Source organism: Streptomyces sp. NC-S4 (assembly GCF_054353315.1).
Window position 1 is genome coordinate 6,541,492 of record NZ_CM135937.1, and the last position, 18,368, is coordinate 6,559,859.

Genomic DNA, 18,368 nt, shown 5'->3' on the forward strand with positions numbered 1-18,368 from the left:
GCCGCCAGTTAGACGCCATCGCCTTGCACCGTACTTGTACAAGGCGATGGGAAGTCTGGTGGAGGCGGTGCCTGATTATCCGAGTCCTCAGATGTCGCGGAAGATCTCGATCTGGGCGCCCACCGAGTTGAGGCGTTCGGCCAGTTCCTCGTAGCCGCGGTTGATCACGTAGACGTTGCGCAGCACCGAGGTGCCCTCGGCCGCCATCATCGCCAGGAGGACGACCACCGCAGGGCGCAGGGCCGGCGGGCACATCATTTCCGCCGCGCGCCAGCGCGTGGGGCCCTCGACCAGGACGCGGTGCGGGTCGAGGAGCTGGAGGCGGCCGCCGAGTCGGTTCAGGTCCGTCAGGTAGATGGCCCGGTTGTCGTACACCCAGTCGTGGATCAGGGTCTGACCCTGTGCCACGGCGGCGATGGCCGCGAAGAAGGGGACGTTGTCGATGTTCAGCCCGGGGAACGGCATGGGGTGGATCTTGTCGATCGGGGCTTCGAGCTTCGAGGGGCGGACCGTGAGGTCGACCAGGCGGGTGCGGCCGTTGTCGGCCGTGTACTCCGCCGAGCGGTCGTGGTCCAGGCCCATCTCCTCGAGGACCGCGAGCTCGATCTCCATGAACTCGATCGGCACCCGGCGGATGGTGAGTTCCGACTCCGTGACGACCGCGGCGGCGAGCAGGCTCATCGCCTCGACCGGGTCCTCGGAGGGGGAGTAGTCCACGTCCACGTCGATGCTCGGGACGCCGTGGACGGTGAGCGTGGTGGTGCCGACGCCGTCGACCCGGACGCCCAGGGCCTCCAGGAAGAAGCACAGGTCCTGGACCATGTAGTTGGAGGAGGCGTTGCGGATGACGGTCACGCCGTCGTGCCGGGCCGCGGCCAGCAGCGCGTTCTCGGTGACGGTGTCCCCGCGCTCGGTCAGCACGATCGGGCGGTCCGGGGAGATCCCGGGTACGACCTTCGCGTGGTAGATGCCCTCGGTCGCGGTGATGTCCAGGCCGAAGCGGCGCAGGGCGATCATGTGCGGCTCGATGGTGCGGGTGCCGAGGTCGCAGCCGCCCGCGTAGGGCAGGCGGAAGGTCTCCATCCGGTGCAGCAGCGGGCCCAGGAACATGATGATGCTCCGGGTCCGGCGGGCCGCGTCCGCGTCCATGGCCTCCATGTCGAGGCGGGCCGGCGGGATCAGTTCCAGGTCCACGCCGTCGTTGATCCAGCGGGTGCGCACACCGATGGAGTTCAGGACCTCCAGGAGGCGGTAGACCTCCTCGATGCGGGCCACTCGCCTCAGCACCGTGCGGCCCTTGTTGAGCAGCGAGGCGCAGAGCAGTGCCACGCACGCGTTCTTGCTCGTCTTGACGTCGATGGCGCCGGACAGCCGGCGGCCGCCCACCACGCGCAGGTGCATCGGGCCGGCGTAGCCCAGGGAGACGATCTCGCTGTCGAGCGCTTCACCGATTCGCGCGATCATCTCAAGGCTGATGTTCTGGTTGCCGCGCTCGATCCGGTTCACTGCGCTCTGGCTGGTGCCGAGGGCGTCGGCGAGCTGACTCTGTGTCCAGCCCCGGTGCTGCCGGGCGTCACGGATGAGCTTGCCGATGCGTACGAGGTAGTCGTCTGCCATGGGTGCACGCTATCTCAGATATGAGATGCCCCCTGCGCTGGGTGCGGCAAATGGGTGAATTGAGTGGAAGTTACCGGCCATCAGATCCCATGGCGGGGTCTCCGTGCGTGTGATGGTCGACGACGCGGCCCAGCAGGTGGACGAGCTGCTCCCGCTCCTGCCCGGACAGCGGGGCCAGCAGTTCGTCCTGGGCCGCGGCGAGGATCTGCTCCAGTGTGCGCAGTTGCCGCCGGCCGGACGGTGTGAGCGTGATGACGTTGCGCCGGCGGTCCTCGGGGTCGGGGGTCCGCTCCACCATGTCGCGTGCGGCGAGTTCGTTGATGACGGCGACCAGGTCGCTGCGGTGGATGCCGGTGCGGGCGCTGAGGGTGGCCTGGCTCGCCGGGCCGGACTCCTCCAGGGCGACCAGGGCTGCGTAGTGCCATTTGCGGGCATCTGCCCCGCTCAGTCCCTCGGTCACGAGTCGCTGCGCATGGGTGGAGGCCTGCCCCAGTAGCCGGCTGGGCAGTTCGCGCAGTCGGGCGGGGACGAGCGGGCCGTTCTCTTCCGTGGTCATGGGGCGATGTTACCCATTGCGTTAGTGACACTAACGATATAACTTCGTTCGCGAGGAAAACGTTAGTCAGGCCAACGATTCCTGGAAGGGGTCTCCATGCCCACGATCGACGTACTCGACTCGACGATGTACTACGAGGACCACGGTGCCGCCCGTGCTCGGACCGGCGGCGTCCCCTTCGTGTTCCTGCACGGAAATCCGACCTCCTCCCACCTCTGGCGGGGCGTCCTGCCCCGGATCGGGGGCGGGGTCCGCGTCCTGGCCCCGGACCTCATCGGGATGGGCCGCTCCGGAAAGCCGGGCGGGGAGTACCGCTTCGAGGACCACGTCCGCTACCTGGACGCGTGGTTCGACGCCCTCGGGATCGACGAGGCGGTGCTGGTCGGACAGGACTGGGGCGGGGCGCTCGCCTTCGACCGGGCCGCCCGCCACCCCGGGCGGGTCCGCGGCATCGCCTTCATGGAGACGATCGTGCGGCCGCTGAGCTGGGCGCAGTACCCGCCCGCCGCGCGGGCCCGGTTCGAGGCGATCCGCACCCCGGGCGTGGGGGAGGAGATGGTCCTGGACCGGAACATCTTCATCGAGGACAGCATCGGGCAGACGGTGCTGAACCCGATGAGCGAGGCGGACCACGCCGCCTACGCCGCCCCCTACCCGACCCGCGAGAGCCGGCTGCCCATGCTGCGCTGGGCGCGCTCGCTGCCGATCGACGGCGATCCGGCCGATGTGCACGCCGTCGTCGAGAAGTACGACGCCTGGCTGGCCGACAGCCCGGACGTGCCCAAGCTGCTGCTCACCTTCGACGGCTCGCCGGCCCTGATGGTCGGCCCCGAGACGGTCGCCTGGTGCGAGGAGAACGTGTCCGCGCTGGAGACCGAGTACTGCGGCCCGGCCGCCCACCTCTGCCCCGAGGACCGGCCCGAGGAGATCGCCGCCGCCGTCAACTCCTGGGCCGCCCGCCACGGGCTCGCGGCGGGCTGAGCCCGAGCCTGAGCCGGGGCCCGAGCCCGAGCCGGGGCCGGGCCCGAGCCGGGGCCCGAATCCGGCGCCGACGCCCCGCTCAGTGCTTGCAGGCGTGGTGGCGCCCCCCGGCGTGCACCGTCGCGTACGAGGCCGGCCGCGGGCCCGCGGCGGCGGCGGCGCCCGCCACCCGTGCCGAGGCGGCCCTGCCCGACGCCGAATCCGCGTCGTGCACCACGCGGCCGCCGACCAGGGTCAGCCGTACCCCCGTCCCGCTGATGTCGGCCACCGGGCAGCGCGTCACGTCCCGGTCCAGCACCACCAGGTCCGCCGCCCGGCCCGGCTCCACCGTGCCCGTCAGCTCCTCCTGGCGCAGCTGCCACGCGGTCCCCGACGTGTGCATCCGCAGGACCGCCTCCCGGCCGAGTCCCTCCAGTTCGCGGTACAGCGGGCCCGCCCCGAAAGCGCCCTGGCGGTCGATCGCCGTCCGCAGCTGGTTCCACACCTGGAGGGCGTCCACCGGCCAGTCGGAGCCGCCCGACAGCCGCGCCCCCGCCTTCTCCAGGCTCCGCGCCGGGTACATCCACCGGTGCCGCTCGGGTCCGATGTACGGAAGGAGCGCCTCCATGGTCCAGGTGTCCTTCGCCGCCCACTGGAGCTGCATGCACGCCGTGACCCCCAGCTGCGCGAAACGCCGCAGGTCCGCCGGGTCCACGAGCTGCAGGTGCGCCACGGCGTTGCGGGCGTCCCGCAGGCCCGTCACCCGCTTGGCGTACGCGTACCCGTCCAGCGCGGTGCGTACCGCCCGGTCGCCGAGTCCGTGCGCGTGCATCTGCCAGCCCGCCTTGTTGAAGGCGGCACTGAGCCGGCCGTAGTCCGCCGCCGAGGTGTACAGCTCGCCCCGGTTGGCGGTCGGCCTGCCCTGCCCGTCGAGATAGGGCTGCAGCAGCGCGGCGGTCTGCGCCGGGTACTCGATGACCCCGTCCAGGAACACCTTGACCATCCCGAAGCGCAGCCCCCGCACGCCCGCGAACTCCCGCCGCAGGCCCCGCGCGTACGCCAGCGACCCCGCCGGGTCCTTGGTCTGCTCCGCCTCCAGCCGGATCGCCGGGACGATCCGCTGCGGCAGCTTCCCCGCCGCCGACAGCGCCTGGTACAGCTCCAGTTCGTGCCGCCCCACCAGCGCGTCCATCATCGTCGTGACCCCGGACGCGGCCGCCAGCGCCAGCACCTCGGCGCACGCCGCGACCAGGTCGGCCCGGGTGGGCTCCGGCACGTGCCGCCGCACCAGGCCCTGGGCGTCGTCCTTGAGGACGCCCGTCGGCCGCCCGTCCGCGCCCTTCACCACCTTGCCGCCGACCGGGTCGGGTGTGGCCGCCGTGATCCCGGCGATGTCCAGGGCCCGCTGGTTGGCCCACAGGTTGTGCCCGTCGCCGCCGACGAGGGCGATCGGCCGCCGGGTCGGGAGCGCGTCCAGCATCGTGTGGTGGGGGTTGGTGCCCACGGGGAGCAGCCCGACCGGGTTCCAGTCCTCGACCACCAGCCAGCGGTCGGGCTCCGCGCCCGCGCCGCCCGTGTCGGCGAGGAAGCCGGTCAGGATCTCCTGGAGCTCGGCCAGGGTGGTCTCCGCGCCCTCCAGCGAGGGGGACAGCGAGCGCTCGCCCGCGCCGAGCGGGTGGACGTGGCCGTCGTGGATGCCGCTCATGACCGTGTTGCCGCGGGCGTCGACGACCTCGGTGTCCCGGCCCGCGTACCGGCGCAGCGCCGCGTTCGTCCCGGTGGCCAGGATCCTGCCGTCCCGGCCGACCGCGACGGCCTCGACGGGAGCGCGGCCGCCGGTCCCGGTGAACACCGCGGCGTTGTGGACCACCAGGGCCGCCGAACCGCGCTCGGTGGTGGAAGGAGCCGCGGGCGCCGGCGAGGCCGCGGCCGGAGCGGCCCCGAGCAGGCCCGCGGCCCCGGCGACCCCGGTGACCCCCGCGGCGGCGAGCAGTCCCCGGCGGGAAAGGTGCGAAGAAGACGTCATGCCCACTCCAAATGTCGGTGTGGCCAGGACACTGTTTGATTAACCGCTTAACCAGAAGCCGCCTCCGGCGACGAAATCCGTACGATGGCCGCGTGCCAGAGCACCCACCCGCGCCGGGACCGACCCTCGCCGACATCGCACGTGCCGCCGAGGTCTCCACCGCGACCGTCTCGCACGCGCTCAACGGCACCGGCCGCCTCGGCGAGTCCACCCGGCGCCGGGTCCGCGAAGTGGCGGGCGCGCTCGGCTACGGGGCCCGCCGCGGCCCGCGCACCCGCACCCTCGGCGTCGCGGTGACCACGTACGCGGGGGACGCCTGGGACTTCGTGCGGATCGCCTATTTCTCCCGCTGGCTCACCGCCGCGACCTCGGCCGCGCACGCGCACGGGTACGCCCTGACCACCCTGCCCGCCGACCGCGGTGCCGAGCCGCTGTGGCACACCCTCGCCGTGGACGGGATGCTGCTGCTGGACAGCCCGGCCGGCGATCCGGTGCTGCGGGCCCTGCGGGCGCGGGGACTGCCGGTGGTCTTCGACGGGCGGCCGCCCGATCCCTGGCCGGGGGACGTGTGGGTGGACAACGACCACACCGCCACCACGCGGGAGGTGCTCGACCACCTGGCGGCGTCCGGGGCCCGGCGCATCGCCCTGCAATCGGGCCACGGCCGGGATTTCTACACGGGGGCCGTCACCTCGGCCTACGAACAGTGGTGCGCGGAGCGCGGCCTGGCTCCCCTCCTGGTCCGCTTCGACCCGGACGACGCGGCGGGGCACGCCTTCGACGCCGCCTTCACCGGGCCGGACCGTCCCGACGCCGTCTACTGCGTGTACGACCCGGGGGGCCGGCAGGTGCTGGCCGCGGCCGCGCGCCGAGGTCTGCGCATACCCGGCGTGCCCGGCGCGCCCGGATTGTCCGGCACGCCCGGCAATCCGGGCGAAGACGGGCTGCTGCTGGTCTGCGCCAGCGAGGATCCGGCGTACGCCGAGACCGAACCCGCCGTGACCACCGTCACCCTCGATCCCGAGCGGATCGCCGCTTCCGCGGTGTCTGTCCTGGTCAACCTGATCGAATCCGGGCATGCGGAATCGCCTGGTCAGCTGACGGTCCCGGCGGGACTGCGGGTGCGCGCCTCGTCCCTCCCCCCGGACATGTACTAGAGTTATCTCGACATCGAGATATCTGCCGAAGGCGTACCGCAGCCGCCCCCGCTGGTAAGGGTTACCTAACTTAGCCCTACCTTAGCGGATTGGCCAAGGGGCGTGGCGGCAGGATTGCGGTAATACGCGCGAATTCATGCATGAAGGAGACTGTCGTGTCGGCGAACAGCTTCGACGCCCGCAGCACGCTGCAGGTGGGCGACGAGTCGTACGAGATCTTCCGGCTGGACAAGGTCGAGGGCTCCGCCCGCCTGCCCTACAGCCTGAAGGTGCTGCTGGAGAACCTGCTCCGCACCGAGGACGGCGCGAACATCACCGCCGACCACATCCGGGCGCTCGGCGGCTGGGACTCGCAGGCCCAGCCCAGCCAGGAGATCCAGTTCACGCCGGCCCGCGTGATCATGCAGGACTTCACCGGCGTCCCCTGCGTCGTGGACCTCGCCACGATGCGCGAGGCCGTGAAGGCCCTCGGCGGCGACCCGGCGAAGATCAACCCGCTCTCGCCCGCCGAGATGGTCATCGACCACTCGGTCATCGCCGACAAGTTCGGCACGAAGGACGCCTTCGCGCAGAACGTCGAGCTGGAGTACGGCCGCAACAAGGAGCGCTACCAGTTCCTGCGCTGGGGCCAGACCGCCTTCGACGACTTCAAGGTCGTCCCCCCGGGCACCGGCATCGTCCACCAGGTCAACATCGAGCACCTGGCCCGCACGGTCATGGTCCGCAACGGTCAGGCCTACCCCGACACCCTCGTCGGCACCGACTCGCACACCACCATGGTCAACGGCCTCGGCGTGCTGGGCTGGGGCGTCGGCGGCATCGAGGCCGAGGCCGCGATGCTCGGCCAGCCGGTCTCCATGCTGATCCCGCGCGTCGTCGGCTTCAAGCTGACCGGCGAGCTGCCCACCGGCACCACCGCCACCGACCTCGTGCTGACCATCACCGAGATGCTGCGCAAGCACGGTGTCGTCGGCAAGTTCGTCGAGTTCTACGGTGAGGGCGTCGCCGCCACCTCCCTCGCGAACCGCGCCACCATCGGCAACATGTCGCCGGAGTTCGGCTCCACCGCCGCGACCTTCCCGATCGACGGCGAGACCCTGAAGTACCTGCGCCTGACCGGCCGCTCCGAGCAGCAGGTCGCGCTCGTCGAGGCGTACGCCAAGGAGCAGGGCCTGTGGCTGGACCCGGCCGCCGAGCCGGACTTCTCCGAGAAGCTGGAGCTCGACCTCTCCACGGTCGTCCCCTCCATCGCCGGCCCGAAGCGCCCGCAGGACCGCATCGTCCTCGCCAACGCCGCCGAGCAGTTCGCCGTCGACGTGCGCAACTACGTCAGCGACGACGAGGAGGCCGGCAAGGAGTCCTTCCCGGCGTCCGACGCCCCGGCGTCCTCCAACGGTGTGCCCACCAAGCCCACCCTGGTGACCCTGTCCGACGGCACCTCCTTCGAGATCGACCACGGCGCCGTCACCGTCGCCGCGATCACCTCCTGCACCAACACCTCGAACCCCTACGTCATGGTCGCCGCGGCGCTCGTGGCCAAGAAGGCGGCCGAGAAGGGTCTGACCCGCAAGCCCTGGGTCAAGACCACCCTGGCCCCCGGCTCGAAGGTCGTCACCGACTACTTCGACAAGGCCGGCCTGACCCCGTACCTGGACAAGCTGGGCTTCAACCTGGTCGGTTACGGCTGCACCACCTGCATCGGCAACTCCGGTCCGCTGGACGAGGAGATCTCGAAGGCGATCAACGAGGCCGACCTCGCGGTCACCTCGGTGCTCTCGGGCAACCGCAACTTCGAGGGTCGCATCAACCCCGACGTCAAGATGAACTACCTGGCCTCCCCGCCGCTGGTCGTCGCGTACGCCATCGCGGGCTCCATGAAGGTGGACATCACCAAGGACGCCATCGGCACCGACACCGACGGCAAGCCGGTCTTCCTCGCGGACATCTGGCCCTCCGAGGCCGAGGTCAACGACGTCGTGGCGAACGCCATCGGCGAGGACATGTTCAGCAAGTCCTACAGCGACGTCTTCGCGGGCGACGCCCAGTGGCAGGCGCTGTCGATCCCGACCGGCAACACCTTCGAGTGGGACCCGCAGTCCACCTACGTGCGCAAGCCCCCCTACTTCGAGGGCATGACGATGGAGACCACCCCGGTCTCCGACATCGCTGGCGCGCGCGTGCTGGCGAAGCTGGGCGACTCGGTCACCACCGACCACATCTCCCCGGCCGGTGCGATCAAGGCCGACACCCCGGCCGGCAAGTACCTCACCGAGCACGGCGTCGAGCGCCGCGACTTCAACTCGTACGGTTCCCGCCGCGGCAACCACGAGGTCATGATCCGCGGTACCTTCGCCAACATCCGCCTGCGCAACCAGATCGCGCCGGGCACCGAGGGCGGCTTCACCCGCGACTTCACCGTCGAGGGCGCGCCGGTCTCCTTCATCTACGACGCCTCGCAGAACTACCAGGCCGCCGGCATCCCGCTGGTCATCCTGGCCGGCAAGGAGTACGGCTCCGGCTCGTCCCGCGACTGGGCCGCCAAGGGCACCGCGCTGCTCGGCGTCAAGGCCGTCATCGCCGAGTCCTACGAACGCATCCACCGCTCCAACCTGATCGGCATGGGCGTGCTCCCGCTCCAGTTCCCGGAGGGCGCCTCGGCCGCCTCCCTGGGTCTGACCGGCGAGGAGACCTTCTCCTTCACCGGTGTGGAGGAGCTGAACAACGGCACCACCCCGCGCACCGTCAAGGTGACCACCGACACCGGTGTGGAGTTCGACGCGGTCGTCCGCATCGACACGCCGGGTGAGGCGGACTACTACCGCAACGGCGGCATCATGCAGTACGTGCTCCGGAACCTCATCCGCGGCTGAGTCACGGCATAGGCGCCGAAGGGCCGTACCCCCGTCCAGGGGGTACGGCCCTTCCGTTCGTCCGGCGGCGTGTCCATGTGACGGACAGGTCTCAACTCGGAAAAACTGGTGGCCATAAATGTGCATGATCTTGCTCACACGAGCGCAAGTGGACTATACCTGTGCCCGTCCGGATCACCGCGAGACCAGTGGTTCCGGGCCGGAGGACGGGCGGGGACCTGTGGTGATGTCCGCATGCACGGCCACCACCGTGAATCTCCGGCCTCCTTCACACTTCTGACGAAGGCGAGGACATGAGCATGGGATCCATTGGTGAGGGCCTCGGACGCCGCGACCTGATCAAGCGCTCCGCAGCACTCGGACTGATCACGGTACCGACGATGAGCTTCCTGTCCGCCTGCGCCTCCGGCGGTGCGGAGAACTCCACGAAGGGCCCGGCCAAGGCGGCGGTGACCAAGGAGAACCCCTTCGGCGTCGCCAAGGGCGGCAAGCTGGACGTCGTCGTCTTCAAGGGCGGGTTCGGCGACGACTACGCCAAGGCCTGGGAGGCCGCCTTCGACAAGAAGTGGGGCACCACCAGCTCCCACCTGGGCACCCAGGAGATCACCGCCAAGCTGCAGCCCCGCTTCAACGCCGGGAACCCGCCGGACGTCATCGACGACTCCGGCGCCCAGCAGATCAAGCTGGACGTGCTCGCCAAGGGCGACCAGCTCGCCGACCTCACCGCCGTGCTCGACGCGCCCTCGCTCGACGACCCGAGCAAGAAGGTGCGCGACACCCTGGTCGACGGTGCCTACGAACAGGGCTTGCAGGGCGGCAAGTTCGTCGTGCTGAAGTACGTCTACGCCGTGTTCGGCCTCTGGTACTCCGGCAAGCTCTTCAAGGAGAAGGGCTGGGCGCCCCCGAAGACCTGGGACGAGTTCCTGGCCGTCTGCGCCAAGGCCAAGGAAGCCGGCATCGGCGGCCTCGCCCACCAGGGCAAGTTCCCGTACTACATCAACGTCGTCATCATGGACCTGATCGCCAAGAAGGGCGGCCTCGACGCGGTCAAGGCGATCGACAACCTCGAACCGAACGCCTTCGAGGGCAATCCGGCCGCCCTCGCCGCGGTCGAGGCGGTCTACGAGGTGGTCGAGAAGGGCCTGCTGATGCCGGGCACCAACGGCCTCACCCACACGGAGTCCCAGACGGCCTGGAACCAGTACAAGGCAGCCTTCATCCCCTCCGGCTCCTGGCTGGAGAACGAGCAGCTCAAGCAGACCCCGGAGGACTTCGACATGAAGTTCCTCCCGATGCCCCTGCTCGCCGACAGCAAGATGCCCCTGGAAGCCATCCGGGCCGGCGTCGACGAGCCCTTCATCGTCCCGGAGAAGGCCGCCAACAAGGCCGCGGGCCTGGAGTTCCTCCGCTCGATGCTGTCCCGGGAATGGTCGACGATCTTCGCCCAGCAGGCCAACTCGCTCACGGTGGTCAAGGACGGCGTGGACCCGAGCGTCAAGCTGCGGCCCGGTACCCAGTCGGCGGTCGAGGCGCTCAAGGCCGCGGGCACCAACACCTTCAGCTACCGCTACCCCGACTGGTACAGCGAGATGGACACGGAGATCCAGAACGCGTCCAATGAGCTCATGGCACAGCGGATCCAGCCCAAGGAGTGGATCAAGCGGGCCCAGGCCGCGGTGAACAAGGCCGCGCAGGACCCGAACGCCAAGAACAACAAGCGCAGCTGACCACTGCGGGGACGGACACCATGAGCCACGTAGCCCAAGGGAGAGGGAAGTACGGCTTCATCGCCGGCTTCCTCTTCGCGCCACTCGCGCTGTACCTGACCTTCGTCATCTGGCCGTACGTGCAGACGTTCGGCTACTCCTTCACCAACTGGACCGGGCAGTCACCGACGTTCGACTTCGTCGGCACGGACAACTACGCGGCCCTGCTGAAGGACGAGGTCTTCCGCGGCGCGCTCTGGCACAACCTGCTGCTCCTGGTGTTCGTCCCGCTCGTCACCATCCTGCTGGCCCTCTTCTTCGCCTTCATGGTGAACGCGGGCGGGCGCGGCGGGGCCGGGGGAGTGCAGGGGGTCGGCGGATCGCGCTTCTACAAGGTCGTCTACTTCTTCCCGCAGGTCCTCTCCCTCGCCATCCTCTCCGTGCTCTTCGGCGCGGTCTACCGCAGCGACGAGGGCGGCCTGCTCAACGGCTTCCTGACCTGGCTCGGCCTGATCGACGCGAACCACCCGGTCGAATGGCTCAACGAGCCGGACCTCGTCCTGTGGTGCCTGCTCCTCGTCGTCGTCTGGCACGGCGTCGGCTTCTACCTGGTCCTCTTCTCCGCGGCCATGCAGTCCGTCCCCAGGGACATCTACGAGGCCGCGCTGCTCGACGGCGCCGGGCGCGCCCAGACCTTCTTCAAGGTCACCCTGCCCCTGCTGTGGGACTCCGTGCAGACCTCCGCGGTCTATCTGGGCATCGCCGCGATGGACATGTTCGTGCTGGTGTCGACCATGACCTCGGGCCAGTTCGGCGGCGGCCCCGACCACCACAGCGAGGTCATGTCGACGGTGCTGATGCGCAACTTCCTCTACTTCGGCAAGAGCGGATACGCCTGCGCCATGGGCGTGGTCATGCTCGCCCTGACCATGATCCTCTCCGTCGTCACGCTGCGGGCCACCCGCCGCGAGCGCATCGAGTTCTGAGCGGAGTGCCACGATGACCGCACAGTCCACAGTGATCAAGACTCCGGGCGAGCGGGCCCCGGAGAGGCCCGGCGGCGCCGGGCGGGCGGGCAGGCGCGAGGGGCGCCGCTCCGAGGGCACGGCCCTGAACGTCTTCTCGCACGGCTTCCTCGTCCTCTGGGCGATAATGATCGTGCTGCCCCTGATCTGGCTCGCGCTCGGCGCCTTCAAGACCGACGCGCAGATCGGCGGCTCGGCCCTGAGCTGGCCCTCCAACTGGCACTTCGACGCCTTCGGGCGGGCCTGGACGAAGGGCATCGGAGGCTATTTCGCGAACACCCTCATCGTGCTGGTGTTCTCGGTCCCGCTGACGATGCTGTTCGGCTCCATGGCCGCCTACGTGCTGGCCCGCTACCCCTTCACGGGCAACCGGCTCATCTACTACTTCTTCGTCGGCGGGGCGATGTTCCCGGTGTTCCTGGCGCTCGTACCGCTCTTCTTCATGGTCAAGCGCTTCGACATGCTGAACACCTACCAGGGCCTGATCCTGGTGTACGTCGCCTACTCGATGCCCTTCACCGTCTTCTTCATGCACTCCTTCTTCCGGACGCTGCCCCATGCGATCCACGAGGCGGCGGTCATCGACGGGGCCTCCGACACCCGGATCTTCTTCCAGGTGATGCTGCCGATGGCCAAGCCCGGCCTGATCAGCGTCGGGATCTTCAACGTCCTGGGCCAGTGGAACCAGTACATCCTGCCCGCCGTGCTGATGCAGCCGCAGAGCAGCGCCGACCCCGAGCGGTACATGCTCACCCAGGGGCTCATCCAGCTCCAGTACCAGATGGGCTACGAGACGGACCTGCCGGTGCTGTTCGCCGGTGCCACCATCGCGATGGTCCCGATGCTGGTGGTCTACCTCTCCTTCCAGCGCCAGATCCAGGCGGGCCTCACCTCGGCGACGTTGAAGTAGGGCCTCAGGGCCAGGATCCGTCAGGAGCCTTGTTCAGCCTGTAGAGGTAGCCGGGACCCGGCTCGCCGATCTGCCGGACGATCCGGGGCTCCTCGGCGGTGCCGCCGACGTCCCACACGGGCAAGGTGCACCCGGGGATGTCTATGCGCACCTTCTGCGCCCGGACGTCCCGGCCGCCCTCGTAGACCCAGGTCCCGGAGCCCCAGCAGCCCGGGTACGGGTCGTAGGGGTAGTCGAAGGCGAAGCGCCTGCCGACGCCGGTGGCGGTGACCCGGCCGTCCGAGGTGAAGACCAGGTCGTGGCCCATGCGGTCGTTCCAGAGGCCGACCATGGTCTGCGGCCCGATCCTCGGCGGCTCGTACGCCGGCAGCAGGCCGATGGCCAGCCCGAGCGCGCCGAACAGAGCCGTCCCCACCACCGCACCCGTGCCCCACCGCGCCACCCTCCCCAGCAGCCGGTCGCCCCGGGGCAGGGCGATCAGTGCGCCCGCAGAGAGCGAGGCCGTGGCCGAGACCCAGAAGAGCAGCGTGGCCCGCGTCTGCGTGTCGTTGTACGCCGCGTAGCCGAAGACGGGCGGCACCAGCAGGGCCGCCACGATCAGCGGCGCCGACCACCAGGCCGCATGCCTGCCGAGCCATCGGCCGAGGAGGTCGGCCAGCGCGACCGCCGGCAGGACGAAGACCAGCGACAGCAGGAACGAGATGAAGCCGATGAGGGGCACGGTGCCGACCAGGGCCGCCCCGATCTCGACGTAGTTCGGGTCCTTGTCCGGCGGCGGCTGCGTCCGCACGTACAGCAGGACCACCACGACGGTGAGCGCGACTTCCAGGAGTCCCACCAGCGTCGAGACCACCAGCACGACTGCGTACGACCGTTTCTGATGCACGATCAACCCCCCTCGTGGCACGGCGGACCCACGGTCCGCCCGGCCGGCGACGTCCTGGATCCATAGTGCCAGCCGGGCTGAACGTGTTCAATTAATTCTGCGCGTTCCGTCCTCTCCTACAGCCAGCTGTCGAACCGGCGGACGTACCAGGTCTTCACGAGCTGGGTGAGCGTGCAGTACGCGAGCAGTACGCCGATCAGCCACGGGAAGTAGCCCGCCGGCAGGGCCACGAAGCCCAGCGAGGGAGCCAGCGGCGAGAAGGGCAGCCAGAGCCCGGTCAGCACCGCGAGGACGGTCATCACCATCACCGGCCAGGAGGCGCGGGACTGGATGAAGGGGATCTTCCGGGTACGGATCATGTGGACGACCAGGGTCTGCGAGAGCAGGCCCTCGACGAACCAGCCGGACTGGAAGAGGGACTGGCTCGCCTCGCTGTCGGCGGCGAAGACGTGCCACATGATCAGGAACATCGCGATGTCGAAGATCGAGCTGATCGGACCGATGGTGACCATGAAGCGGCCGATGCCCCTGGCGTCCCAGTTGCGGGGCCTGCGCAGGTACTCCTCGTCCATCCGGTCCCACGGGGTGGCCAGCTGTGCGATGTCGTAGACCAGGTTCTGGACCAGGAGCATGATCGCGAGCATCGGCTGGAAGGGGATGAAGGCGCTCGCCACCAGGACCGAGAAGACGTTGCCGAAGTTCGACGACGCGGTCATCTTGATGTACTTGATCGTGTTGCCGAAGGTGGTCCGGCCCTGGACGACGCCCTGCTCCAGGACGGTCAGGTCCTTCTCCAGCAGGATGATGTCGGCCGACTCCTTGGCGATGTCCACCGCGGTGTCCACCGAGATGCCGACATCGGCGTCGCGCAGCGCGGCCGCGTCGTTGATGCCGTCGCCGAGGAATCCGACGGTGTGTCCGCCGGTCTGCAGGGCCCGGACGATCCGGGCCTTCTGGACCGGGTTGACCTTGGCGAAGACCGTCGTACGGGCGGCCAGCGCGCGCAGTTCGGTGTCGTCGAGGGCGTCGGTGTCGGGGCCGAGCACCACCTGCCCGACGTCGATGCCGACGTCGGCGCAGACCCGGGCGGCGACGAGCTCGTTGTCGCCGGTGACGACCTTGACCGCGATGCCCTTGTCGGCGAGGCCCGTCAGGGCCCGGGCGGCGTCGGCCTTCGGCGGGTCGAGGAAGGCGAGGAAGCCGACCAGCGTCAGCCCGTCCTCGTCCGCGACCGTGTACGTCTCGCGCGGGGCGTCCATCGTGCGGGTGGCGACGGCGAGGACGCGCAGGCCCCGCCGGTTGTTGTCCTCGGCGATCCGGGTGACGTGCCACCGCAGCTGCTCGGTCAGCTCGACCGTCTCCCCGCGGTCCCTCATGTGGGTGCAGAGGTCCAGGACCTCCTCCACCGCACCCTTGGTGATCATGATGTGCTCGTGGCGGCCGAAGTCGCCGACCACGGAGTTGCGGTCCAGGACCACGGACATCCGGCGCCGGGCGAAGTCGAAGGGGATCTCGTCGACCATCGAGAACCGTGCGTCGACGACAACCTCCTCGGCCTCGTCCACGCGGTCGACGACCGCCTGGTCCATCAGGTTCTTCAGGCCGGTCTGGAAGCGCGAGTTGAGGTAGCCGTACTCCAGGACCTCGCCGTCCTCGTTGCCGTGCACGTCCAGGTAGCGGTCCAGGACGATGCGGTCCTCGGTGAGGGTGCCCGTCTTGTCCGTGCAGAGCACGTCCATCGCGCCCAGGTTCTGGATCGCGTTCAGCCGCTTGACGACCACCTTCCGCCGGGACAGGGCGACCGCGCCGCGCGCCAGGTTGGCGGAGACGACCATCGGCAGCATCTCGGGGGTCAGTCCGACGGCGACGGCGATGCCGAAGAGGAAGGCCTCGTCCCAGTCTCCCTTGGTGAAGCCGTTGATCATGAAGACGACGGGGACCATCACCAGCATGAAGCGGATCAGCAGGAAGCTGACCCTGCGCACGCCGGTGTCGAAGTTGGTCTGGGGGCGCTCGCCGACGAGCGAGCCGGCCATCGAGCCGAAGTAGGTGTCGGCGCCGGTGGCGACGACGACCCCGGTGGCGGTACCGGAGGTGACCGAGGTGCCCATGAGGGCCAGGTTGTCGGCCTCCACGGGGTCGGTGGTCTCCTGCTGGCCGAGGTCCCGCGTACGGGTGTCGGCCTTGGCCACCGGCAGGGACTCGCCGGACAGCGCGGCCTGGCTGACGTTGAGGTCCTTGGCCGTGATGATGCGCAGGTCGGCCGGGATCAGGTCGCCGGCGGCCAGCTTGACCACGTCGCCCGGGACCACCTGGTCCATGGGCACCTCGAACGCGGCGGGCGCGGAGCCGCTGCCGGCCCGGCGCTGCACCGCGCACGTGGTCGTGACGAGCTTCTTCAGCGCGTCGGCGGCGCGGCCGGAGCGGTACTCCTGCCAGAAGCGCAGCAGCCCGCTGATCCCGACCATCACGGAGAGGATGACGACGCCCGGGTCCGCGGGGTCCTGCCAGTACATGACCGCAGCCAGGAAGACCAGGACGGCGATGAAGGGGTTGCGGAAGGCCTTCGCCAGCTGGAGGTACCAGCGGGGCGCGCGCTCGTGGGCGACGGTGTTGGCACCGTGCCGCTCCAGGCGCAGCGCGGCCTCCTCGTGGGTGAGGCCGGCCGGGGAGGTGTCCACCTCCTGAAGGGCCTGGACGCCCGAGCGGGCACTGATCGCGGCGAGGCGCTCCCCGACGAGCCGGGTCCGGGCCTCGAGCTCGGCTGCCTTGCGCTCGCGGCGGGAGGGGCCCGGCGGTGCGAGTTTGGCCGGGGTGCGGGGGGTGAGCATGGTCATGACGAATACCTCCCTCCACGGTGTCCGGGCAGCACGGAGCCGTCCGGTCACGTGGAGTGATCGGGGTGCGGCGTGCGTGGACCAGGATGGGCCGCGGGCACGCCGGCGGGCATGGATGACGCACGCCCGGCGGAGTTGGCAGGGCATGCGGAAGGAAGGGAGTGTGGAAGGAAGAACGCGCAGCAACGCGAGCGCGCACGGGGACAGCGGTCCGCCGCTGCCGTGCGTACGCAGGGAAAGGTCAGCCGGTCACAAGGTCAGCCGACGAGAGCGCTGCAAGGACTTCGATCGGGACTCATCCCGAACACCTCCTTGCGTAGCGCGGTCATTGCAAAACGCCCGATCCGGCCGGAAAGGCCACAGATGATCGGCGTCCCAGCGACCGTAACACGAACCAAGGAGCCGCTTCTCTCCCCCTTTAGGTCAGTAGTGGCCGTTTCATGCCGCGTCAGCCTCTTGACGTCTGGATGCGCAAAGGCTCGACTTAAGGTTCACAAGTTGGAGAGATGCCGGGTCTCGGAGCGTGAAGCCGTGACGTGCCCCGGCCGGGGGGCGACGGCTGGCCGTCGCTAATGGGCAGGAGTGGATGAGGTCGTGCAGACTCCCGGATCGCAGTCGTCACTGCACCGCGCGAATCTCGAACGGGTCGTGCGGGCGGTACGGCTCGCGGGATCGCTGACCCAGGCGGAGATCGCCCGCGCCACCGGACTGTCGGCGGCCACGGTCTCCAACATCGTCCGGGAGCTGAAGGACGGCGGGACCGTCGAGGTCACCGACACCTCGGCCGGCGGCCGCCGGGCGCGCAGCGTCTCGCTCAGCGGCGACGCGGGGATCGTCATCGGCGTCGACTTCGGCCACACCCACCTGCGGGTGGCGGTCGGCAACCTGGCCCACCAGGTGCTGGCCGAGGAGACCGAGCCGCTGGATGTCGACGCGTCCTGGGCGGACGGCTTCGACCGGGCGGAAGCCCTGGTCGGGCGGCTGATCGCGGACATCGGTGTGGAGCTGGAGAAGGTCATCGGCGTCGGGCTCGGCGTGCCCGGCCCGATCGACGTGGAGTCCGGGACCCTGGGCTCGACCGCGATCCTGCCGGGCTGGGCGGGCATCAACCCCCGTCAGGAGCTCTCGCAGCGCCTCGGCGTGCCCGTGTACGTGGACAACGACGCGAACCTCGGCGCCCTCGGTGAACTCGTCTGGGGGAGCGGGCGGGGAGTGAAGGACCTCGCCTACATCAAGGTGGCCAGCGGCGTCGGCGCGGGCCTCGTGATCAACGGCCAGATCTACCGCGGACCCGGCGGCACGGCGGGCGAGATCGGGCACATCACCCTGGATGAATCGGGCCCGGTCTGCCGCTGCGGCAACCGGGGCTGTCTGGAGACCTTCGCGGCCGCCCGGTACGTACTGCCGCTGCTCCAGGGCACGCACGGGCCCGAGTTGACGATGGAGCGGGTGGTCGAGCTGGCCCGCGAGGGGGACCCGGGCTGCCGCCGGGTGATCACGGACGTGGGCCGGCACGTCGGCAGTGGCGTGGCCAGCCTGTGCAACCTCCTGAACCCCAGCCGGGTGGTGCTGGGCGGCTCGCTGGCGGAGGCCGGCGAACTCGTCCTCGCGCCCATCCGCGAGTCGGTGGGAAGGTACGCGATCCCGAGTGCGGCCCGGCAGCTGTCGGTGCTGACGGGGAGCCTGGGCGGACGGGCCGAGGTGCTGGGCGCGCTGGCGCTCGTCCTCAGCGAGATGGGCGATTCGACACTTTTGTCAGATCATGGAAGTGGAGTGCGAGCTCCAGCCGTCTTGTCTTCAGGTAGATAACGAATGGCA

The 18,368-nt window shown here is 69.7% G+C and carries 12 protein-coding genes; 7 read left to right on the forward strand and 5 right to left on the reverse strand.

Annotation, left to right across the window (positions count from 1 at the left end):
- Positions 1-87 precede the first annotated feature (87 nt).
- Both ACXNSR_RS29460 and ACXNSR_RS29465 read right to left on the reverse strand, forming a co-directional pair.
- On the reverse strand, positions 88-1,617 hold the full coding sequence (locus ACXNSR_RS29460) for a helix-turn-helix domain-containing protein (RefSeq protein ID WP_030008959.1): 1,530 nt from the start codon (positions 1,615-1,617) through the stop codon (positions 88-90).
- 70 nt (positions 1,618-1,687) lie between these two features.
- Complete coding sequence (locus tag ACXNSR_RS29465; protein ID WP_458638383.1) at positions 1,688-2,173, reverse strand: MarR family winged helix-turn-helix transcriptional regulator; 486 nt, start codon at positions 2,171-2,173, stop codon at positions 1,688-1,690.
- A gap of 96 nt (positions 2,174-2,269) precedes the next feature.
- Between ACXNSR_RS29465 and ACXNSR_RS29470 the strand changes: the two genes are divergently transcribed.
- Complete coding sequence (locus ACXNSR_RS29470; RefSeq protein WP_458638384.1) at positions 2,270-3,154, forward strand: haloalkane dehalogenase; 885 nt, start codon at positions 2,270-2,272, stop codon at positions 3,152-3,154.
- A 79-nt stretch (positions 3,155-3,233) separates the two neighbouring features.
- Here ACXNSR_RS29470 and ACXNSR_RS29475 read toward each other — a convergent pair whose 3' ends face one another.
- The gene (locus ACXNSR_RS29475) at positions 3,234-5,159 is read right to left on the reverse strand and encodes an amidohydrolase (protein WP_458638385.1); all 1,926 of its coding nucleotides are present in this window, start codon (positions 5,157-5,159) and stop codon (positions 3,234-3,236) included.
- Positions 5,160-5,251: 92 nt separating this feature from the next.
- Between ACXNSR_RS29475 and ACXNSR_RS29480 the strand changes: the two genes are divergently transcribed.
- The 5 genes from ACXNSR_RS29480 (at position 5,252) to ACXNSR_RS29500 (ending at position 12,827) form a co-directional block, all read left to right on the forward strand.
- Complete coding sequence (locus ACXNSR_RS29480; protein WP_458638386.1) at positions 5,252-6,316, forward strand: LacI family DNA-binding transcriptional regulator; 1,065 nt, start codon at positions 5,252-5,254, stop codon at positions 6,314-6,316.
- A gap of 155 nt (positions 6,317-6,471) precedes the next feature.
- The gene (acnA, locus tag ACXNSR_RS29485) at positions 6,472-9,186 is read left to right on the forward strand and encodes an aconitate hydratase AcnA (protein ID WP_458638387.1); all 2,715 of its coding nucleotides are present in this window, start codon (positions 6,472-6,474) and stop codon (positions 9,184-9,186) included.
- 293 nt (positions 9,187-9,479) lie between these two features.
- Positions 9,480-10,913 (forward strand): N-acetylglucosamine/diacetylchitobiose ABC transporter substrate-binding protein, encoded by a 1,434-nt coding sequence (ngcE, locus tag ACXNSR_RS29490; protein WP_458638388.1) that lies wholly within the window; start codon positions 9,480-9,482, stop codon positions 10,911-10,913.
- Positions 10,914-10,933: 20 nt separating this feature from the next.
- Positions 10,934-11,878, forward strand: a complete 945-nt coding sequence (locus ACXNSR_RS29495) for a carbohydrate ABC transporter permease (protein WP_458638389.1) — start codon at positions 10,934-10,936, stop codon at positions 11,876-11,878.
- Positions 11,879-11,891: 13 nt separating this feature from the next.
- Complete coding sequence (locus tag ACXNSR_RS29500; RefSeq protein WP_458638390.1) at positions 11,892-12,827, forward strand: carbohydrate ABC transporter permease; 936 nt, start codon at positions 11,892-11,894, stop codon at positions 12,825-12,827.
- Between the two features lie 4 nt (positions 12,828-12,831).
- Here ACXNSR_RS29500 and ACXNSR_RS29505 read toward each other — a convergent pair whose 3' ends face one another.
- Together ACXNSR_RS29505 and mgtA are read right to left on the reverse strand one after the other, a co-directional pair.
- Positions 12,832-13,713 (reverse strand): hypothetical protein, encoded by an 882-nt coding sequence (locus tag ACXNSR_RS29505; RefSeq protein WP_458638391.1) that lies wholly within the window; start codon positions 13,711-13,713, stop codon positions 12,832-12,834.
- A 116-nt stretch (positions 13,714-13,829) separates the two neighbouring features.
- Positions 13,830-16,550, reverse strand: coding sequence for a magnesium-translocating P-type ATPase (mgtA, locus tag ACXNSR_RS29510; RefSeq protein ID WP_458638392.1), 2,721 nt, complete (start codon positions 16,548-16,550; stop codon positions 13,830-13,832).
- A gap of 594 nt (positions 16,551-17,144) precedes the next feature.
- On the opposite strand from mgtA, the gene ACXNSR_RS29515 reads away from it, so the two are divergent.
- Positions 17,145-18,359, forward strand: coding sequence for an ROK family transcriptional regulator (locus tag ACXNSR_RS29515; RefSeq protein ID WP_458638393.1), 1,215 nt, complete (start codon positions 17,145-17,147; stop codon positions 18,357-18,359).
- Positions 18,360-18,368 lie beyond the last annotated feature (9 nt).